The sequence below is a fragment of the Enterococcus sp. AZ071 genome (assembly GCF_050499065.1).
Classification (GTDB): Bacteria; Bacillota; Bacilli; order Lactobacillales; family Enterococcaceae; genus Enterococcus_A; species Enterococcus_A ferrettii.
In genome coordinates, this window is the sequence record NZ_JBIPAS010000001.1 from 914085 (window position 1) to 931819 (window position 17735).

Annotated in this window: 15 protein-coding genes; 13 read left to right on the top strand and 2 right to left on the bottom strand. The window is 36.4% G+C overall.

Going from position 1 to position 17735, the window contains the following annotated elements; translation table 11 throughout:
* Window positions 1–116 precede the first annotated feature (116 nt).
* The 12 genes from IGI49_RS04465 (at window position 117) to asnB (ending at window position 13924) form a co-directional block, all read left to right on the top strand.
* On the top strand, window positions 117–1004 hold the full coding sequence (locus tag IGI49_RS04465) for an ABC transporter ATP-binding protein (RefSeq protein WP_429963531.1): 888 nt from the start codon (window positions 117–119) through the stop codon (window positions 1002–1004).
* Window positions 1001–2194 carry an ABC transporter permease gene (locus tag IGI49_RS04470; RefSeq protein WP_429963532.1) on the top strand — a complete coding sequence of 398 codons (1194 nt, stop codon included), beginning with the start codon at window positions 1001–1003 and terminating at the stop codon, window positions 2192–2194. Before IGI49_RS04465 ends, IGI49_RS04470 begins: the two co-directional genes overlap by 4 nt.
* Window positions 2178–2807: a hypothetical protein gene (locus IGI49_RS04475; protein WP_429963533.1), complete on the top strand. Its 630-nt coding sequence runs from the start codon at window positions 2178–2180 to the stop codon at window positions 2805–2807. The genes IGI49_RS04470 and IGI49_RS04475 overlap by 17 nt, the downstream gene beginning before the upstream one ends.
* Before the next feature lie 129 nt (window positions 2808–2936).
* Entirely contained in the window at window positions 2937–3323 is a 387-nt protein-coding gene (locus IGI49_RS04480) for a BlaI/MecI/CopY family transcriptional regulator (RefSeq protein WP_429963534.1), read from the top strand.
* Window positions 3307–5073, top strand: coding sequence for a BlaR1 family beta-lactam sensor/signal transducer (locus IGI49_RS04485; RefSeq protein WP_429963535.1), 1767 nt, complete (start codon window positions 3307–3309; stop codon window positions 5071–5073). Before IGI49_RS04480 ends, IGI49_RS04485 begins: the two co-directional genes overlap by 17 nt.
* Window positions 5074–5105: 32 nt before the next feature.
* The gene (locus IGI49_RS04490) at window positions 5106–7130 is read left to right on the top strand and encodes a penicillin-binding transpeptidase domain-containing protein (protein ID WP_429963536.1); all 2025 of its coding nucleotides are present in this window, start codon (window positions 5106–5108) and stop codon (window positions 7128–7130) included.
* 57 nt (window positions 7131–7187) lie between these two features.
* Window positions 7188–7370, top strand: coding sequence for a hypothetical protein (locus IGI49_RS04495; RefSeq protein WP_429963537.1), 183 nt, complete (start codon window positions 7188–7190; stop codon window positions 7368–7370).
* A 115-nt stretch (window positions 7371–7485) separates the two neighbouring features.
* Window positions 7486–8247: an alpha/beta hydrolase gene (locus IGI49_RS04500; RefSeq protein WP_429963538.1), complete on the top strand. Its 762-nt coding sequence runs from the start codon at window positions 7486–7488 to the stop codon at window positions 8245–8247.
* A gap of 155 nt (window positions 8248–8402) precedes the next feature.
* Window positions 8403–9449 carry a DUF1002 domain-containing protein gene (locus IGI49_RS04505; RefSeq protein WP_207703509.1) on the top strand — a complete coding sequence of 349 codons (1047 nt, stop codon included), beginning with the start codon at window positions 8403–8405 and terminating at the stop codon, window positions 9447–9449.
* 166 nt (window positions 9450–9615) lie between these two features.
* Window positions 9616–10452 (top strand): hypothetical protein, encoded by an 837-nt coding sequence (locus IGI49_RS04510; protein WP_429963539.1) that lies wholly within the window; start codon window positions 9616–9618, stop codon window positions 10450–10452.
* Entirely contained in the window at window positions 10453–11484 is a 1032-nt protein-coding gene (locus IGI49_RS04515; protein ID WP_429963540.1) for a hypothetical protein, read from the top strand.
* Between the two features lie 553 nt (window positions 11485–12037).
* Complete coding sequence (gene asnB, locus IGI49_RS04520) at window positions 12038–13924, top strand: asparagine synthase (glutamine-hydrolyzing) (protein ID WP_429963541.1); 1887 nt, start codon at window positions 12038–12040, stop codon at window positions 13922–13924.
* Between the two features lie 333 nt (window positions 13925–14257).
* Here asnB and IGI49_RS04525 read toward each other — a convergent pair whose 3' ends face one another.
* A complete protein-coding gene (locus tag IGI49_RS04525; RefSeq protein WP_429963542.1) occupies window positions 14258–15070 on the bottom strand; it encodes a MerR family transcriptional regulator in 813 nt (270 codons plus the stop codon).
* Window positions 15071–15170: 100 nt separating this feature from the next.
* Between IGI49_RS04525 and IGI49_RS04530 the strand changes: the two genes are divergently transcribed.
* Complete coding sequence (locus IGI49_RS04530) at window positions 15171–15527, top strand: hypothetical protein (protein WP_429963543.1); 357 nt, start codon at window positions 15171–15173, stop codon at window positions 15525–15527.
* A gap of 54 nt (window positions 15528–15581) precedes the next feature.
* On the opposite strand, the gene IGI49_RS04535 is transcribed toward IGI49_RS04530, so the two are convergent.
* Window positions 15582–17684 (bottom strand): LTA synthase family protein, encoded by a 2103-nt coding sequence (locus tag IGI49_RS04535; RefSeq protein WP_429963544.1) that lies wholly within the window; start codon window positions 17682–17684, stop codon window positions 15582–15584.
* Between the last annotated feature and the right edge of the window lie 51 nt (window positions 17685–17735).

Sequence of the window (17735 nt, forward strand, 5' to 3'; positions counted from 1 at the left end):
GATGTTTGTCAGAAGCAAAACGAAAATAGTTCGGCTATTTTGATCCAATTCCTCATATTATGTAGAGAAAATATAGATATTTCCTTAGTAAACTGTTAGTGAATGGAGGAGATCAGATGGAAATTATTATTAAGAATTTGAATCAATTTTATGGCAAGAAACAAGTTTTACATGACATTAACTTAGAAATAGAAACTGGGATGTATGGATTATTAGGACGAAATGGTGCTGGGAAATCGACTTTAATGAAAACCTTGGTCACTTTATTGCCGGTTAAAGAAGGGATTGTACGCATGGCTGATATCTCTGTCGAACGACGCAAAGAAATTCGAGGGATGGTTGGTTACTTGCCACAGAACTTTTCAATGTATGGCAACATGACTGTCTATGATGCGATGGATTATTTAGCAGTATTGTCAGATATCAAAAAAAGAGAAAAAAAAAAACAAATTTTAAATTTGCTTGAGCAGGTAAATTTGTCAGCCCATCAAAAAACCAAAGTCAAGGCGATGTCAGGGGGAATGAGGCGGCGTTTAGGAATTGCTCAAGCTTTGTTAAATGACCCAAAAATTTTAATTGTTGATGAACCAACCGCTGGCTTAGACCCGGAAGAACGATTACGTTTTCGGAATTTGCTAAGTGAAATCAGTGAAAATAAAATTGTTTTATTATCTACCCACATCGCTGGGGATATCGAAGCAGTGGCGGAGCAATTGGCTATCCTAGATGAAGGCCGGATTATCTTCGCTGGTAAAGTCAATGAATTGTTAGATGAAGCGGAAGGCAATATCTACGAGATAGATCTACCGCGGACTGAATTAGCATCCATGAAAAAACAAGTGGAAGTTATCAGCCTTCATCCTGATGGTGCAAATACCCGCATTCGTTTCATTGGTAAAATAGGCTCTTTAATCATGGAACACCCATTAGTTCGTCAGGTTCAGCCTACTCTGGAGGATGCTTATCTGTATTGTCTATCTGAACAGGTAGGTGATCACTCATGAGCTTGGTAATCAAAGAAATGAAAATAACGTTAAAAAGCATGACTTTTTGGGTAGTAATTCTACTAATTGGCTTATTTGCCTTTTCACAAATTGGCAGTGACTTGACAATGATCAAAGAGCCAAAGCCTAACGAAGAAGAGTACGGTTTACAACCCACTAAAGATCCAAAGAAAATTCAAGAGTCAACCTATCAACAGCTTTTTCCAGAGTATATTAACAATAGCTATGCAACTTACCCATTAGGTTTTCTAAAATCTGTACGCTTGTCGAACAATCAGCAAAAGGAAATTGAAAAAATCTTAACTTCGGCTAGCGAAATGTCTATTGATGAATTAACCAAAAAGTATCAAGAGTCAATAACTTCGAATGGTCAAACGGTCTTTAGTTTTCCAGTAAAGAAAGGTTATAGCTACAAGGAGTTTCAGCAAAATATGCACAGAGCTGAAAAAATAATAGGAAAAGGTTCCAATTTCGAAGAAAAACGCTATAAATCAAAAGCTGTAGAACCAAAGACTTACCAACAAGCTCATAAAGACTTTCAAAAAATCGTTGAGGAAGATCAAGTAAGTGGTGCATATGCCCGAATGGTGTGTGATTATTTTGGTATTATTTTAGCACTAGTTCCAGTCTTTCTGGCAGCCACTGTGATAGTGCGAGATAAACGTGCTCAAGCCCAGCAGGTGATTTTTACTAAGCAAACTTCGACAGCTAAACTGATTATAAGCCGCTATTTTAGCTGCATACTTTTGTTAGTAGTACCAATCCTACTCTTCGTTTTGATGCCTGGTATGCAATCTTTAACAATGGCTAAGAATTTACACGCGCAAGGAAATCTTTTATTGTTTTATCAATACGTTTTAGGTTGGCTGATACCCACTATTTTAGCGGTTGTTGGTATTGGTTTCTTGTTAACTGAATTAGCGGGTGGGATTGTTGCTATCTTAGCTCAGTTACTATTTTGGTTAGCAAACTTATTTATGAATGGCGGATCAATCACCGGCAGTGCAGGTTGGAACTTAATTCCTCGTTTCAATGAGGTCGGTCAAAGGGATTTGTTTAGTCAAATGCTGCCTGAGCTTATTGCTAATCGAATTTTTTGGAGTGTGATGGGGATTATTTGCTGTCTGCTAACAGTACTATTAGCAGATTACAAGCGAAAAGGAGGGGCTTTATTTGGAAAAGATCAATAAGCTGAACCTTTATTTTTTTCGCTTTCACTATATGCCTTTTGTCTTGGTAACAATAATTTTTCTACTCCTTTTTCCTTTTTTATTCGGGGCAGAATATTTAGAAAGTGCACAAACTGCATTCGTAGTAGAACGAGTATTTACAATTATAGGGATAATCCTCTTCATTCCCCTTTATTTACCGGATACTCAAAAGGAAATAGTAGCAGTGGTTCGAGCTAAACAAACCTCTTATATGATTTTGCTGTTAATACGTTTAGGACAAATCCTATGTATGGGTTTAATTGCATTGACACTATTTCTTGGTACACTTAAATTTAATCACTCTCAGTTTAACTTCCAAGTATTTTTTTTCGCTGAATTTGCAACCGTATTTTTTTTAGGTGGTTTACTAAGTATAAGCTATACTTTTTTTCATCATATTATTCCTAGTACTATGATTGCTGTTATGTACTATGTCATGAATATGTTTAGTAATCAAAAATATTTAGGGCCATTTTATTTGTTTACATTAGCTGAAAATGACTGGGAATCTAAAATTTTGCTATTTTTAGTAGGACTGTTTTTGATAGTTAGCAGCGTACTGCTGACTACATATCAAAGAAATAGTGTATAGTTAAAAAAATAGATATCTGTTTTTTCGCTTTTGCTGAAGACAGGTATCTATTTTCTTAATTATTTTGACAGGATGACTGAACTCGTTTAAACTACACTTGTAGTTTAAAATTCAAGGAGTAAAATGAACATGGAGATTAATATCACTGAATCTGAACTAAAGGTGATGGAAGTTGTTTGGGATCATGGAACTATCAGTTCAAAGGAAATTAATCAGCTCTTGGAGCAGTCACAAGGTTGGAACCCTAATACAATCCGAACACTGTTGACACGCTTAGAGCAGAAAGAAGTGATTACACATGTAAAATCCGGTCGTAGGTATATTTACAATGCGCTGATTCCAAGAGATTATTTTGTAAGGCAAGAGAGTAAAAAGTTTATACAAAAGTTTTTTGATGGCAAAGTTAGTGAGCTAGTTATGAATTTTGTTAAGGAAGAAGCAGTTGATCAAAAAGAACTCGAAAAGTTGCAAACGTTATTAACGGAGAGGAAAAAGCATAATGACTCAGCTAATTGAACGATTCTTGTTTAATAATGTATCTATGAGTCTATTTTTGTTATTGATCGCATTAGTGCGAAATGTAGTTGGAAAGCAGTTGAATCCGCGGTTGAGGGGATTGTTTTGGTATTTCCCCTTTTTGAGTATTCTATTTTTTATTCCTTATCAGCCTCTAGCAAATTTTAAAGCATTTCTGCATTATAATGTAGGCACTATCAGCAATTTTCAAAACAGCTGGATAGAGAAAACTAATTCAGGGATACTCGATTCTTTTTATCCGTTGAAAAATGAATGGATGAATGATTATTCCCTGCCATCAAGTTCGGCAGTTAGTGATTATATGAATTTTTTTGTGCTTGTTTGGGTGATCGGCGTAGGTATTAAAGGATTTCTTTTTCTTTTTTCTTTTTACAACTTACATAGCTGGATAAAAGAAGGTCAACTGCTGCAGAATAGTACGATTCAACACTCTTTAGAAAAGGCCCAATCAGTATTAAAATACCATAAAAGAGTTCGTATTATCTCTTCTAAAAGAATTTTAACACCTGCTACCAGCGGATTGTTTCATCCAGTGATTTTATTACCGGATGGGTATTGTAGTAAAGAGTCGGAGGAGCATCTATTCCTCATCCTGATGCATGAACTGGCACACCACAAAAATAAAGATTTTTATCAGCAATGCTTGTTTATCTGGTCTACGATATTTTTTTGGTATAATCCACTACTGTATTGGATGGCAGGAAAAGCTGCAAAGGATCGTGAAATAGCTTGTGACGAGCTTGTCCTGTCTCGTTTAACAGAAACTGAAATCATTAGTTATGGACAAGCATTATTGAACAGTTTCGTTCAAAAAAATAATACTCAACTAATCGCTTTTTCTGACAATAAAAAATTGTTGATAGAGCGAATCCATATTATCGCTGATTATCGAGCAAAAACAAAATACTGGTACATTCAAATTTTAATGATACTTCTAATAACAGGAGCAGCATTTATAGCGATTCCTCAAAGTGAAGGTAATCAGAATGCCTCATTACTGGAGGAAAGGGCCTCTATTGAAGTATTGGCAGATACATCCTTTTTTAAGAACAGCCAGAATGCTCTGGTTTTATATGATGAAAAAGCGGAAAAATATTCTATCTATAATGAAAAAGCTGCTTATCAACGCTTTTCTCCAGATAGTACCTACAAATTATGGAGTGGATTGTTTGGCTTGAAATACGACATAATTCAATCAAATCAGAATCAATTAACCTGGGACGGAACAGCTTATCCTTTTGCCGCTTGGAACAAAGATCAAGGGCTGCAGGAAGCTTTAACTAATTCGACTAATTGGTATTTCCAGCTGCTAGATAGTCGTCTAGGTAAAGCTTCATTGGCTAAAGAATTTTCAGCAATCAATTATGGTAATTCAAATCTGTTAGGATCGATAAACGATTATTGGTTGGAATCTTCTTTAAAGATATCCGCTACTGAACAGGTTCAATTACTAAAAAAACTTTTAAATAATGAATTGAACTTTTCAACAGCAGAAATTCAATTTATAAAGGACGCAATTAAGCTGGAATCTGGTCCGAATTATACTCTTTATGGTAAAACTGGAACAGGTAGAAGGCAAAATCAACAAAGTCGTGGCTGGTTTATCGGGTTTATCGAGGCAGAAGATCAAACCTATTATTTTGCCTGTCATTTGCAAGGTGAGGATACTTCTGGTCAAGAGGCTGCTAAGGAAACCTTGCGTATTTTACGTGAAAGAGATCTTTACTAACTATTATTACTAAACGAAGGGACAAACAGTCTATGCAAAGAAGCCAAAAAAGCAAAAGAAGTACCAAACTGCCTTTAATTATTATAGGTGCAATCGTTCTGATAACTATTGCAGGATTTGGCGGATATACCGTTTATCACGCTAATCAATTGAGAAATGAGGGAGAGCAGACGGTTAAGAAATTTATCTCTGCGATTTCAAAAGGTAAATACAATGAAATACCTAACTATTTGACTGAATCTTCAATAAAAGATAACGCGTTTACTAAAGATAGCGTGGCAGAAAAATACCAAAACATTTTTACCGGCATCAACGCTTCCAATATTAAAGCCAGTGATATTCAAGTGAAAAAAGGCAATGATGGCTACAACTTCAGTTACAAATTGACTTTAACAACTGGTCTTGGCAAACTAGATAATCAAAAGTACGAAGGGACACTAGCAGATGGAAATCAAAAAATTATTTGGAAACCCGATTTAATTTTTCCAGAAATGTCTGCTACAGATAAAATCAGCTACCAAGCTACTTCAGCTACACGCGGTGAAATACTTGATCGCAATGATCAAGGTCTAGCTGTTAATGGTACGATTTATCAAATCGGTGTAATTCCAAATCAATTAGGCAGTGATAATGAACGCTCTCAGAAAATTGCAGCAATCGCTGAGTCAATTGGCAGTACGGTTGATGCAGTTAATAGTGCTTTAGAACAAGGCTGGGTCCAAGATGACTTCTTTGTTCCTCTAAAAACCGTATCCGAAATACCAGAAAATGTACCAGCAGGAGCTGAAGTTCACCAGGCAACAGGTAGAACTTATCCTTTAGGAGAGGCTGCTGCACAGCTAATTGGTTATGTGGGAAAAGTTACTGCTGAAGATATAGAAAAAAATGATACACTTGCTGCTGAAAGTTTAATCGGCAGAACGGGATTAGAACGTGCTTTAGATAAGCAGCTAAGAGGACAAGATGGTGGAGTGTTAGCCATTGTGGATAAAGCTGATTCACAAAAGAAAGTTCTGCAGGAAGTTAAAAAGACGGATGGTGAGAACGTTAAGTTAACCATTGACCTGAAAGCACAGCAACTTGCTTATGATTCTTTACAAGGACAACCCGGCTCGAGTGTAGCAACCGCTCCTAAAACAGGCGACCTTCTGGCAGTTGTCAGCTCACCAAGCTTTGATCCAAATAAAATGACCAATGGAATCAGTCAGGCAGATTATGATGCGTACAATAACGATAAAAATTTACCATTTATGAGTCGTTTTGCTACTGGTTATGCTCCGGGTTCTACATTCAAAACTGTCACTGCAGCGATCGGTTTAGATTCTGGTACACTTGATCCAAATGAAGAATTGGCAATTAATGGATTAAAATGGCAAAAAGATAGTTCTTGGGGTGGTTATCAAGTTACTCGAGTAAGTGATGTTTCGCCTGTTAACCTGCGAACAGCTTTAGTCTACTCAGACAATATTTACATGGCACAAGAAACTTTGCAAATGGGTGAAAAGACTTTTAGAGATGGATTAAACAAATTTATCTTTGGTGAGAAGTTAGATTTGCCAATTGCAATGGATCCCGCTCAAATTTCTAATGACGATTCTTTTGGTTCAGAGGTATTGTTGGCTGATACTGGCTATGGACAAGGACAGCTGCTTTTAAATCCTATTCAACAAATTGCTACTTATTCTGTATTTCCTAATAAGGGGACACTAGTTTATTCTAAGTTATTAGCAGATACAGAAACGAAAACAAAACCTGACGTTGTTTCAGGAGGAACAGTTGAAACAATCAATCAGGATTTGCAAGCTGTTGTTAGCGATCCAAATGGTACAGCTAATAGTCTGCAGAGCTTAAATATTCCATTAGCAGCAAAAACAGGAACTGCCGAAATCAAGGAAAAGCAAGATGAGAAAGGTCAAGAAAATAGTTTTTTGTATGCTTTTGATGCTCAAAATCAAGCTTATTCGCTTCTGGAATTTTTAGAAAATCGATCTGATGGTCAATCAGCTACTGAGCTATCTAAAGAATTATTGACTTATCTACAGTCAACTTATCAATAAGCACTTGTCCAGACCAATAAAGATTGGTAAGATATTTCAGAAGGATGGTGCAGTAACTTGAATAAGCGACAAAGAAAGAAGAAGGCTTATAAGCAGTATATGCGTGATATCTTTGAAGGATATGAAAAAATGCTGGAAGATCCAAAGCTTCCTGAATTAACTTTTCCTTACTTGAAAGAGCAAACGATCTTATCAAGAGATAACGAAGGCAAAATTCATTTCACAACAAAAGAGTTGTAGTACTAAGACTAGGACGTAACTGTTCTAGTCTTATTTTTGTGCTTGGAAAAAGTTTTTTCTTTTATTTCATGGTAAACTAGCTCCAGAGGTGACATCCATGAAGAGGTGGAAGAAAGTGTTGGGCATTTTTTTAACGATCATAGTAGGCTTAATCGTTGTCTTTTTCTTGTGGTTCCGACAAAGAGAACAACTATTGAATGAAGTGAAGGTAGAACCACATACAAAAACAGTTACTTTATTTGTTCCAGGTTACGGCGGAAATCGAACGTCCTTTGGTGGAGTTGTTAATCGATTAGATCGTTATGATCTGGGAACTTTTAGTGAGCGAACATATATAAAGTCGGATGGTAAATTTTCTCAACAAAAACAAGCTGGTTTTGGCAATAATTCAATGGTTCAACTATTATTTGAAGATAGCCGAGCGCCGGAAAAAGAAGTCAAACAAATTTATCCTTATCTGCAATACTTGAAAGCTCAGGGTTTTGACAAAATGAATTTAGTGGGGCATTCTACGGGTGCTCCAATGAGTGTTGCTATCTTAACTGCTTATCCCAATGATTCGACAATTCCCAAACCAGAAAAGTTGATAAGTATTGGTGGCGATTTTCCACTGCATCCCAGTGAGAGCTATTTAGCTTCTGGAGAAAAGCTGCCAAATGATTTGGCTGTCTTAACAATTGCAGGCAACATTTGGGGCCAACCAACAGATGGATTAGTTAAGGAGACGGAAGTGCGAGCAATCGAACCTGTTGTGGAACCTTATGTGAAAAGCTACCAGTTTGTAATTATCAACGGCTCTCCGCTCACTGCTTTTCATTTCATGCTTCATGAGAATCCTGTAGTGGATAAAATGATCGCTGAGTTTTTGTGGTCTTGAGGAAAACTAAAGAAAAACATCCAACCTTGGTCTGATTTTTTTGTTAAATTAAGTTTAGGTTGATAAATAATTGCTTAAATCCTCAGATTATTTTTACTGAAAAAAAAGAAAATCAGCTAAAATAAAACTAGAAAAGCAATAGGAGGACAAAAACAATGAAACTACAAAAATATATTATTTTAGCTAGCTTAACGCTGTCATTAGGAGTAGGTACCTTTCATGCTAGTACTACTGCGCAAGCAACTAACGTTAGTTCAGAAGCTGTTATCAATGAACGTTGGGGAAAACCAACATTTGTTGCGGGAGCTGGTTTAAATCAACAGCAGTTAAACGAAACGATGAACGTACTAGGCATTAATCAGGATAGTGTAAAAACTGAACAGGCTACAGGTGCTGATCTAGTAAAATATTTAGGATATGGCAGCGGAGATGACAGCGTCATGCTTAGCTCAGTTGTTGTGAATAGAGAAGACCAAGGCAAAGGGATCAATGTGAAAATTTTGACTCCGGAAAATATTACTCAAATTACTGCTGATCAATACAAAAATCCGTTAGTTACTGCTGGTATATCTGATGCAACCGTAAAAGTAGCTAGTGTGGTAAAAGTAACCGGTGAAAGTGCTTTGACTGGTGTTTATAAAGCATTTGAATCGAATGGTGAACAAGTGGATCCCGCCCGAGCTCAATTGGCTCAAACCGAATTAGATACCACCAATGAAGTTTCTCAATCAATTGTGAATAGTGCGAATGAGAATCAGCAACAACAAGATCTTTCAGCCAGTGACAAAGAAAAAGCCGATGAAGCTTATAAAGCGCAATTAAATCAAACCTTAGTGGATATCAAAAAGGATTTAGCTGAACTAAAGGAAAAACAGGGTGAATTAGCTACCAAAGAAGACGTCCAAAATATTGTCAATCAAGCCTTAGAAAAGAACAATTTATCTCAATATATTAGTCAAGAAGACATTAACAAGCTGGTTTCTCTTGCTGAGCAATATCAAACTACTGATGGTGTGCTAGACAAACAATCAATTGAGCAACTAGATAAAATCAGTGGTGATTTCAAAGATACAGTAAATAGTCTTTCAGATCAGTTAGGAAAATTTGGTGATTCTATTAAAGGGACACTAGAAGAAAACCAAGGATTCTTTGCTAATTTATGGCAGTCGATTAAAGATTTCTTTGGGAATATTGGGAACTAATGTTAAAAAATTGTTCGAATCTTCGACAATGAAATACCAAGGATGAATAAATAAGCGTTGATCATTAGGTCAACGCTCTTTTTGACCAATTTCGAGTCATAAAAACACTTTTTCGTATAAAAAAATGGTACTATAAAATTATAAACATGCACAAGGAGGCTATCAAATGGAGACGCCAGAAAAGCAGTCTAAAACGTCCTTTGATTCAGTAAAGGAATCAGCTTCTGTTGTACTAGGCGATTTAATGTCGCAATTGCAACGCTTGGAAGAAGCCATGGAGAGAGAAGATATGGGAGCTGTTTACCAAATTTATTGGAATGAGCTGCCTGTGTCAATTCAGCAATCCAGCAATGCAAATCATGAAATGGATAATTATTTCACCAGTAAATTGGATCGGGAGTTTTTACGAAAATATCCTTTCATGCAATTACGAGACCAAGCTACACCAGTCTTATTGGATTATCAGCTGGGAAGTTATTATCGAGACCGATCGGTTATTCAGCTTGATGCTACGCAGCCGTCGGTAATCATTTTGCCTGAAGTAAAAAAACAATGGAAAAAAACTGAACAAGGTGCTTATCACGAAGAAATTGAAGCTTTGAGGTCTCAGGAAAATGATTTCGATGCAAGAATAATTGCTGCTCGTTCGGAAATTGAAGAGTTGGAGCTGCAAATTCAGGAGCAGGAACAAAAAAAAGCAGAACTTGAAGATTCAAAGGGGTTGTTGAATCGTAAAAAAATCGATGATGAAATCGATCAGTTAAATCGCAAAATTTTAGCTCTTCAGGAAGAGCATCGTAAATGGCTTCCTTTTGTCAGCAGCGAAGTCTCCCGTGAATCTCAAAAGATTGAATTAGCTCAAAGAATAAAAGCACTTGAGTTGGAACAAGCAATTGCCTTGAAAGAATTGCGGATTATTAATAAGCGCTTTGGTTCACTAGAAGAGATGGAACAGCAAATGCAGCAATTTGTCCAAGTGTTTTTAAACAAGGAGGACAAGTAAATGACTGATGAAAAGAAAACGCGAGTTAGCGAATTATATGATACTCTAGTTGCGCCTGAAGAAAATGAAGAATTAATGATTCGAGAAAAAGAAGTGCTGCATACCGATGAAGCTGATTTTGAATTAGAGTCTGCTGAAGAATTACCCGTTCACGAAAAGCCTCTCAGTCGATCCTCTCTTTCGTATTATGACAATCGAGAAAACAACTATCAAGACTTGTTAAACCTGATTGAAGATGCCGAGAAAGAGTTAGCCGATTTGAAATTCCGAAAGAAATTAATGGAGTCAGATTTTGCGACTTTATTGAATGATTTTCGGGAAGTATTTTTAAGTAAAGACTATGAAGTTTCAGCAATTGCTAAAAGTGCTCTGCTGGAATATTTTACCTTTGAATTATTAAAACCCTTGGAAACACATGATTTACAGCTTTCCAGTAATGATTTTTCAACCTGGGAAACGAAACACTTCACGCTTTCTTATCGATTGATGAACGAGAACGAGATTATTTTTAATCTGATGATGCCTACTTCTGAAGGGAAAATTCGGACAGAAAAAATTCATTTGATGACAGTTTATCCGGAGTCAATGAGAGTGGCGGTCTTAAACGATGCTGTTTTGACTTTATTGGCTGATTGCTACCAGCACCACATATATACCAGTGGTCAGAACTCATTACTTAGCTATGAAATGAATAGCGTTTTTACACATATGAAGAGCTTAGGTTTTGCTTTGGGTGACAATCTATTAGATAATAGCCGCCCATTAGATTTATCCTTTGATTTGCCACACTTGGTAAGTATAGATACATTGGATGCTATTTTCATTACAACTATGAATAATCCCAAGTATGACTTCAAAAAAATCGAAGAAAATCACTATTTAATTAAATTGGAAAATGATCACAGAGTCGAGTTGATTCAAAATGAAGCTCAGAATGCTACCCGTTTAACTATAAACACGGTTAATAGCAACAAATCCTTGATTGAATTTTTTGGAGCGTATCCGTTCTTAGTGTCACTAGCTCTAAAGTAGACTCCAAAAGCTACTATACAGAATACCCGAACTATGAAAAGATTCACTCACATCAAGTGATCTTTTAATAAATGTTCGGGTATTTTTACGTGGTTGTGATTATTCGTGACATTGACAGAATTGGTTCTGTATTATTAATTCCTTCTCTAGAATTTTTTACTGTGTCCCAATCTGAAAGCGAGATCTGCTAAGGATTTTTTAGTACATAATGAAAAGCTTACTTCTGGAGTTTTGCTAAGTTGCTGGTGAAAAACAGAAATGTTTCAATGCATCACGTTCTAAAAAGATAGTATTCGGGGTTAAAAAGGGATTAAACATAGGAAATTCAACTATTTTTTCTAAAGATTTTACTTGATAGATAGAAGCTAGCTGAATTAATAAGTTTAAAAGAATTAGCGAACGTTTTCTTCGCTACCTCTTTGTAAAAAATTAAGAATTCTCGACAATTTGTATAGAAAATCTGCGCAATTCGTGAAAGTCGAGATATCCTATGATATACTTTGAAAGTTGATACCAGTGTGTATCTGAGGCTATTTGAAAGAGGGTAGACAGTGTGTGCGGAATTGTAGGATTCGTTGATCGTTCAAATACAACACAAAAAGAACAAGTCATTAAAGAAATGATGGATACCATCGTTCACCGTGGACCAAACAGCTCTGGTCAATTTATTGATGAAGGTGTTGCTTTAGGCTTTCGTCGCTTAAGTATCATTGACTTGGAAGGCGGTTCTCAACCGATCTATAACGAAGATGAAACAAAGATTATTACTTTTAATGGTGAAATTTATAACTACCAATCCATTCGTGAGGATTTAATTGCTAAAGGACACATCTTTAGAACCCATGCCGATACTGAAGTATTGCTTCATGGTTATGAAGAATACGGTGTTGATCTGCTGCAAAAAATCCGTGGAATGTTTGCGTTTGTTATTTGGGATACAGAAAAACAAGAATTATTTGGCGCTCGGGATCATTTCGGAATTAAGCCATTGTATTATACTCAAATGAACGGAACCTTTATGTATGGTTCAGAAATCAAGAGCTTTTTGAAGCATCCAAATTTTGTGAAAGAATTGAATAAGGAAGCTTTGAAGCCTTATATGACTTTTCAATACTCGGCATTAGATGAAACCTTCTTCAAAAATGTGTATCGTATTAAAGAAGGGCATTACTTTATTTATAAAGATGGTAAATTGAAGATTGAGCAATATTGGGATGTTAATGAAAAGGAAACTGGTTTAACTTTAGAAGAAACAGTTGATTTAATTGATAAAACTGTGATTTCTTCAGTGGAAGCTCACCGAATTGCTGATGTTGAAGTAGGTTCCTTCTTATCTTCTGGGGTTGACTCTAGTTATGTAACAGCCGTATTACGTCCTGAACATTCTTATTCAATCGGATTCGGTGACAAGACTTATAATGAATCAGTGGAAGCAAAAAAATTGGCCGAGCTAATTGATTTAAATAATACATCTCGAGTCGTAACTGGAGATGAAGCTTTTGATTATTTCCCATTGATTCAATACCATTTGGATGAACCTGATTCAAATCCATCCTGTGTGCCGCTTTATTTCCTGGCTGAACTTGCGAGTCGTGATGTTCGTGTGGCGCTTAGCGGGGAAGGGGCAGATGAATTATTTGCCGGTTACCAAGCTTATGGAATGAACACAAATTCTAAAATGGTAAAGGTAGTCGCTGAAGGTTTAAAAAAACTGCCTAAAGACATGCGCTATAAAATTGGCCGCGGTCTAAAAGGGAAATCGTTCCGTGGTGCTTTGCACTTATATACTTCTTTAGCACCAGCTGAAGACTTCTTCATAGGTCAGGCTAAGGTATTTGAAGAAGAAGAAGCGGTAGATTACTTACAACCTACTTATCAATCAAGTCCTAGTGTTAAAGATATTGTTCAAGTACACTATGACCAAGTCCAAGATATGTCAGAGATTAAAAAAATGCAGTATTTGGATATGCACCAATGGATGCCTAAAGATATCTTATTGAAAGCAGATAAGTTATCAATGGCTAGTTCCTTAGAAGTACGTGTTCCTTTATTGGATAAAGAATTAATGAAGGTTTCAGAACAAGTACCAACGAAATATTTGATCAATGCAGAAAACACGAAGTATGCTTTCCGTCAAGCGGCAGCCCGCCATTTGCCAGAGGAGTGGTACAATCGTGAAAAATTAGGTTTTCCTGTACCAATCAAAGACTGGTTACGAGAAGAAAAATATTATAAGATTATCCGTAATTTGTTTGAGCAGGAATTCGTAAAAGAATTTTTTGATCAAGAGAGAATCTTGAAGCTATTGGATGATAATTTTGAAGGGACGGCTGATGGTCGACGTAAAATTTGGACTATCTATACCTTCTTAACTTGGTATCAAGTATACTTTATCAACAATGGTGAAAAGCCTGTACCAGTACCAACTAACGTAGCTTAGAACAAAAGAAGAGTATCTCGATCATCATGATTGAGATACTCTTCTTTTTTACTATTATTCGTCGTGAAGATGTCACTATGTCGAGAGCTAGCGTAGGCGATAACCTCGATCAAACCAGGTAAAGCCTGTCGGGAACGACGTAGCCTTGTGCTTATGCTGCAGGTAGCGTCACCGTCACAAAAATGATTGAGTGCTTCATCAATATCGCCAAGCTCTAAAACGGATTAATCGTTCTCACATATAGTTTGCCCAGCTGGCAGTGTGGTAATAGGTCTGCAATTCCATCTGTATTTGAACAAGAATCAGAAACTCATGAGAATAATACGCTTGCGTCTAATCTCCAGCTGGCAGCGAACACCGAACTTCAAATAATGGTGAACGAACATCAAACTGACTAGTCATAATATCCAATTTGAAAACCACCTTATCATATTCCAAGCTGAAAAGCTCAGGGAATAATTCTTCAGCAAGCTGTGGTCGGTTGGTATCCGTCAGTTTTGAAACATAAGTTGTTTCTGGCAGCGTGAGAGTATTCTCATACAAATGGTTTTGCTGATTTTTCTCTAGAGTTAGAAAGAGATAGGACCGATAATCCCCACCAGAGTATCTAAGTAAAGCACCCATTTCATAAACTGGACGTAAACCTAATTCCAAAACCTGTCCATAAGTTTCATTCAGTAATTGGTGATAATCATAGCTATCCTCGTCAAAATTTTCTTCGAAGGGAATCAACCAATAATCTGTTTCAGGGATGGTGATTCTTTGGTCCTCTTCAGCTTGAAATAAACGGTCGGAGCGCTGAATTTCTTTTTTTATCTCCTCAAGAAAATCTAGATTATTCTGAAACTGTCGCATCTTTTGATTGGCCAACTGGATTCCAGTTTCAATAATTTCTGGCATAGAAATAGTAAACGTGTCTTCAGAAATATATTTTTTTAGTTCTTTTAAGGGGATACTTAATTCCGCACACAGTCTGATGGTTTCAACTAAATAGATATGAACCTGTGAATAATAGCGATAGCCATTTTCAGGATTTACATAGGATGGCGGCAATATTCCAATGCGTTCATAATAACGCAAAGCTTTAACATGAACGCCAGAAATTTTGGCTAGCTTACCAATCGTTAACATATTCTTATAATCCATTAGTTTCTCCTTGACTTTCCCTTTAAGGGATAGTTTATAACTATGGTATAGCATTTTAAAACTACCTTCAAGTAAAGGATAAAAAGGGAGATGAAAAAGGATGAATATGATTTTGAATTACCTTTTAGAAAGACAAAACAAATCAAAAGCAGTGTTGGAAGAAAAGCACATCTTGTTAGGCTGTAAGCCCAATAAGATTTCCGAATTCATCACATACAAGGATTTTCACGTGAATCCTCGGACTGCTATGGATAAGCTAACTACTTTACTAAATAAATCGCGTAAAAAATTAGTGATTAATGGAAACTTGCAGGAAAGTACTATAGCGAAGTTGATCACTCTAGCAATAAAGGCCAAGCAGGAATTTTCAGTGGTTGTTTATGATGGGTATTCCTCCTCAGATCATCCCAAACTAGAAAAATCAGAGGATTTGGCTGTAATAGTGGTGGAGGAGTAGGATAGATAGGTAAAAAAAGAATAGTAAATAAAAAAAAGTGGGAAATCATTCCCACTATTTTTGGTATTCAGTATAAGTTTCTGTTCGATAAAGCGGAACAGTTGTTTGTTCATCATTTTGACTATATAAACTGGTTGATTTTCCACCTTTATCAGCCTCAATTTGAAGCAATCGCTCTAGCTGGTCATGGTAATCAAAATCTTGAGGATCAATAGACTTTAAGTTACTGCCTTGATAGAAACGAAGCAAATCTCCGTTGTTAATTTTGTCTGAGGTCATTAATTGCTCATCAACTGCCTGGTTTAGTTCCGTAAAAAGTTTTTGCTGCTCTAGGTTTGGCTCATCAACTGACAAACCAGTTTGATTATCGTAAACCTTGCCTCCATAGAAAGTATAATCCGGTGTTACAAAGTCACCGTCTCGGAAAGCAACTACTTGTTTGTGTTCTGAAGAAAAGAGGTCCTGACCTAACATCAAGTAATCATCAGTTGATATTCCCAATAAATGCAACAACGTAGGTAAAACATCTACTTGTCCGCCATAAGTATGATTAACTTCCCCCTCGGTTTGACCAGGGATATGAATCATGAAAGGTACACGCTGCATCTGAGCATTATCAAAGTCACCCCAATCCTCAGAGTTTTTCTCTAGTAAAGGTGCTAGCTCATTGTTACGGGTGTTAGAAATTCCATAGTGATCCCCATAAAGCACGAAAACAGAATCATCATACAAACCACTAGCTTTCATATAATCAAAGAACTCTTGCAACGCTGTATCTAAATAGTTCGCTGTAGCAAAGTAGCCGTTGATAGTAGAATCATTTGTATTAGCAACTGGAAACCCGTCTTCATCATTATTAAAACTGGAATAAGGGTAGTGATTAGACACCGTAATCATTTTGGCATAAAACGGTTGCTGCAAGTGTTCCAAATATTGAACTGATTGATTTAGAAACGGTTTATCATGCATCCCGTATTGGAATGAGTTCTCCTCGTTAATATCATAATAGCTTGAATCAAAGAAATAGTCGTAGCCAAGATGCTTATAGGTAGCGTCTCGATTCCAAAAGCTAGCTGAGTGACCATGAAAAACCGCTGAAGTATAACCTGCTGTTTGCTGTAGAATATTGGGTGCAGCTTCAAAGGTATTCTTATCACCCATTTGTGTAAATAAAGCCCCTTGATTTAAACCGAATAAAGAATTTTCCAGCAGCGTTTCTGCATCAGAAGTTTTACCGGCTTTTACCTGATGGAAAAAGTTATCAAAACTGTAAGTACTTTGATCGTGGAATAAGCTATTCAGAAATGGTGTAACGGTATGAGCTTCGCCGTTTTCATCAGTCAACTGATAATCAATTAAAAACTGCTGGAAGCTTTCCAAATGGATATAAACCACGTTTTTACCTTTAGCAATGCCATACATTTGATCATTTGGTGCTGTCTGATGTTCATCCACATAATCTTCAACTTCTTTTAAATCAGTTGGACTAGCTTCCGCTCGGACTTGATTATTTTGATATGTTTGATATCCGTCATAAAAAGTAAACGCATTGATTCCAAGATACTTTACCAAATGTTCACGAGAAAACTGACGACTGAGTAATCCTGAACGGTCGATTTCAGCTAAAAATAAATTCCCACTTCCGATTAAAAGTGAAACCATTGCTAAAGCGGTAGCTTGACGCAATCGAGGAACTCGATCATCCAATTCAATCTTTTTCTTCCATAATAAAAGCGGGAGAATAAACAAATCGATAATGTAAAAAATATCATAGATTCTGAACAAACGAACCGCGCTTTCCCCAAGACCTGTTGAAACTTGTCCAGCACCTAACAATGTATTAATCGTGATAAAATCTGTAAACTCGCGGTAATATACCGCATTTGAGAAAAGCCAGATCGATAACAGTAAATAGATACCAAATAAAGTTGTATAAGCAACGCGTGTTCTTTTAATGAACAAACCAATACTGATCAGCAACATAGAAACACTGATCGGATTAATTACTAAAATGAAGAACTGTAAAGGACTTTGCAAGCTTAGGTGAAAATCCATGACATAACCGAACATATTTTTTACCCATAGTAATACTATCAGTAAACTAAAAAAGCCGATTCTAGTATTTACAAAGTTTTTATATTTTTTTATATGAGACATATAACGCTCCTTATCTCTGAAAGTGCAATCATCATTTATTCTATAGGTTTT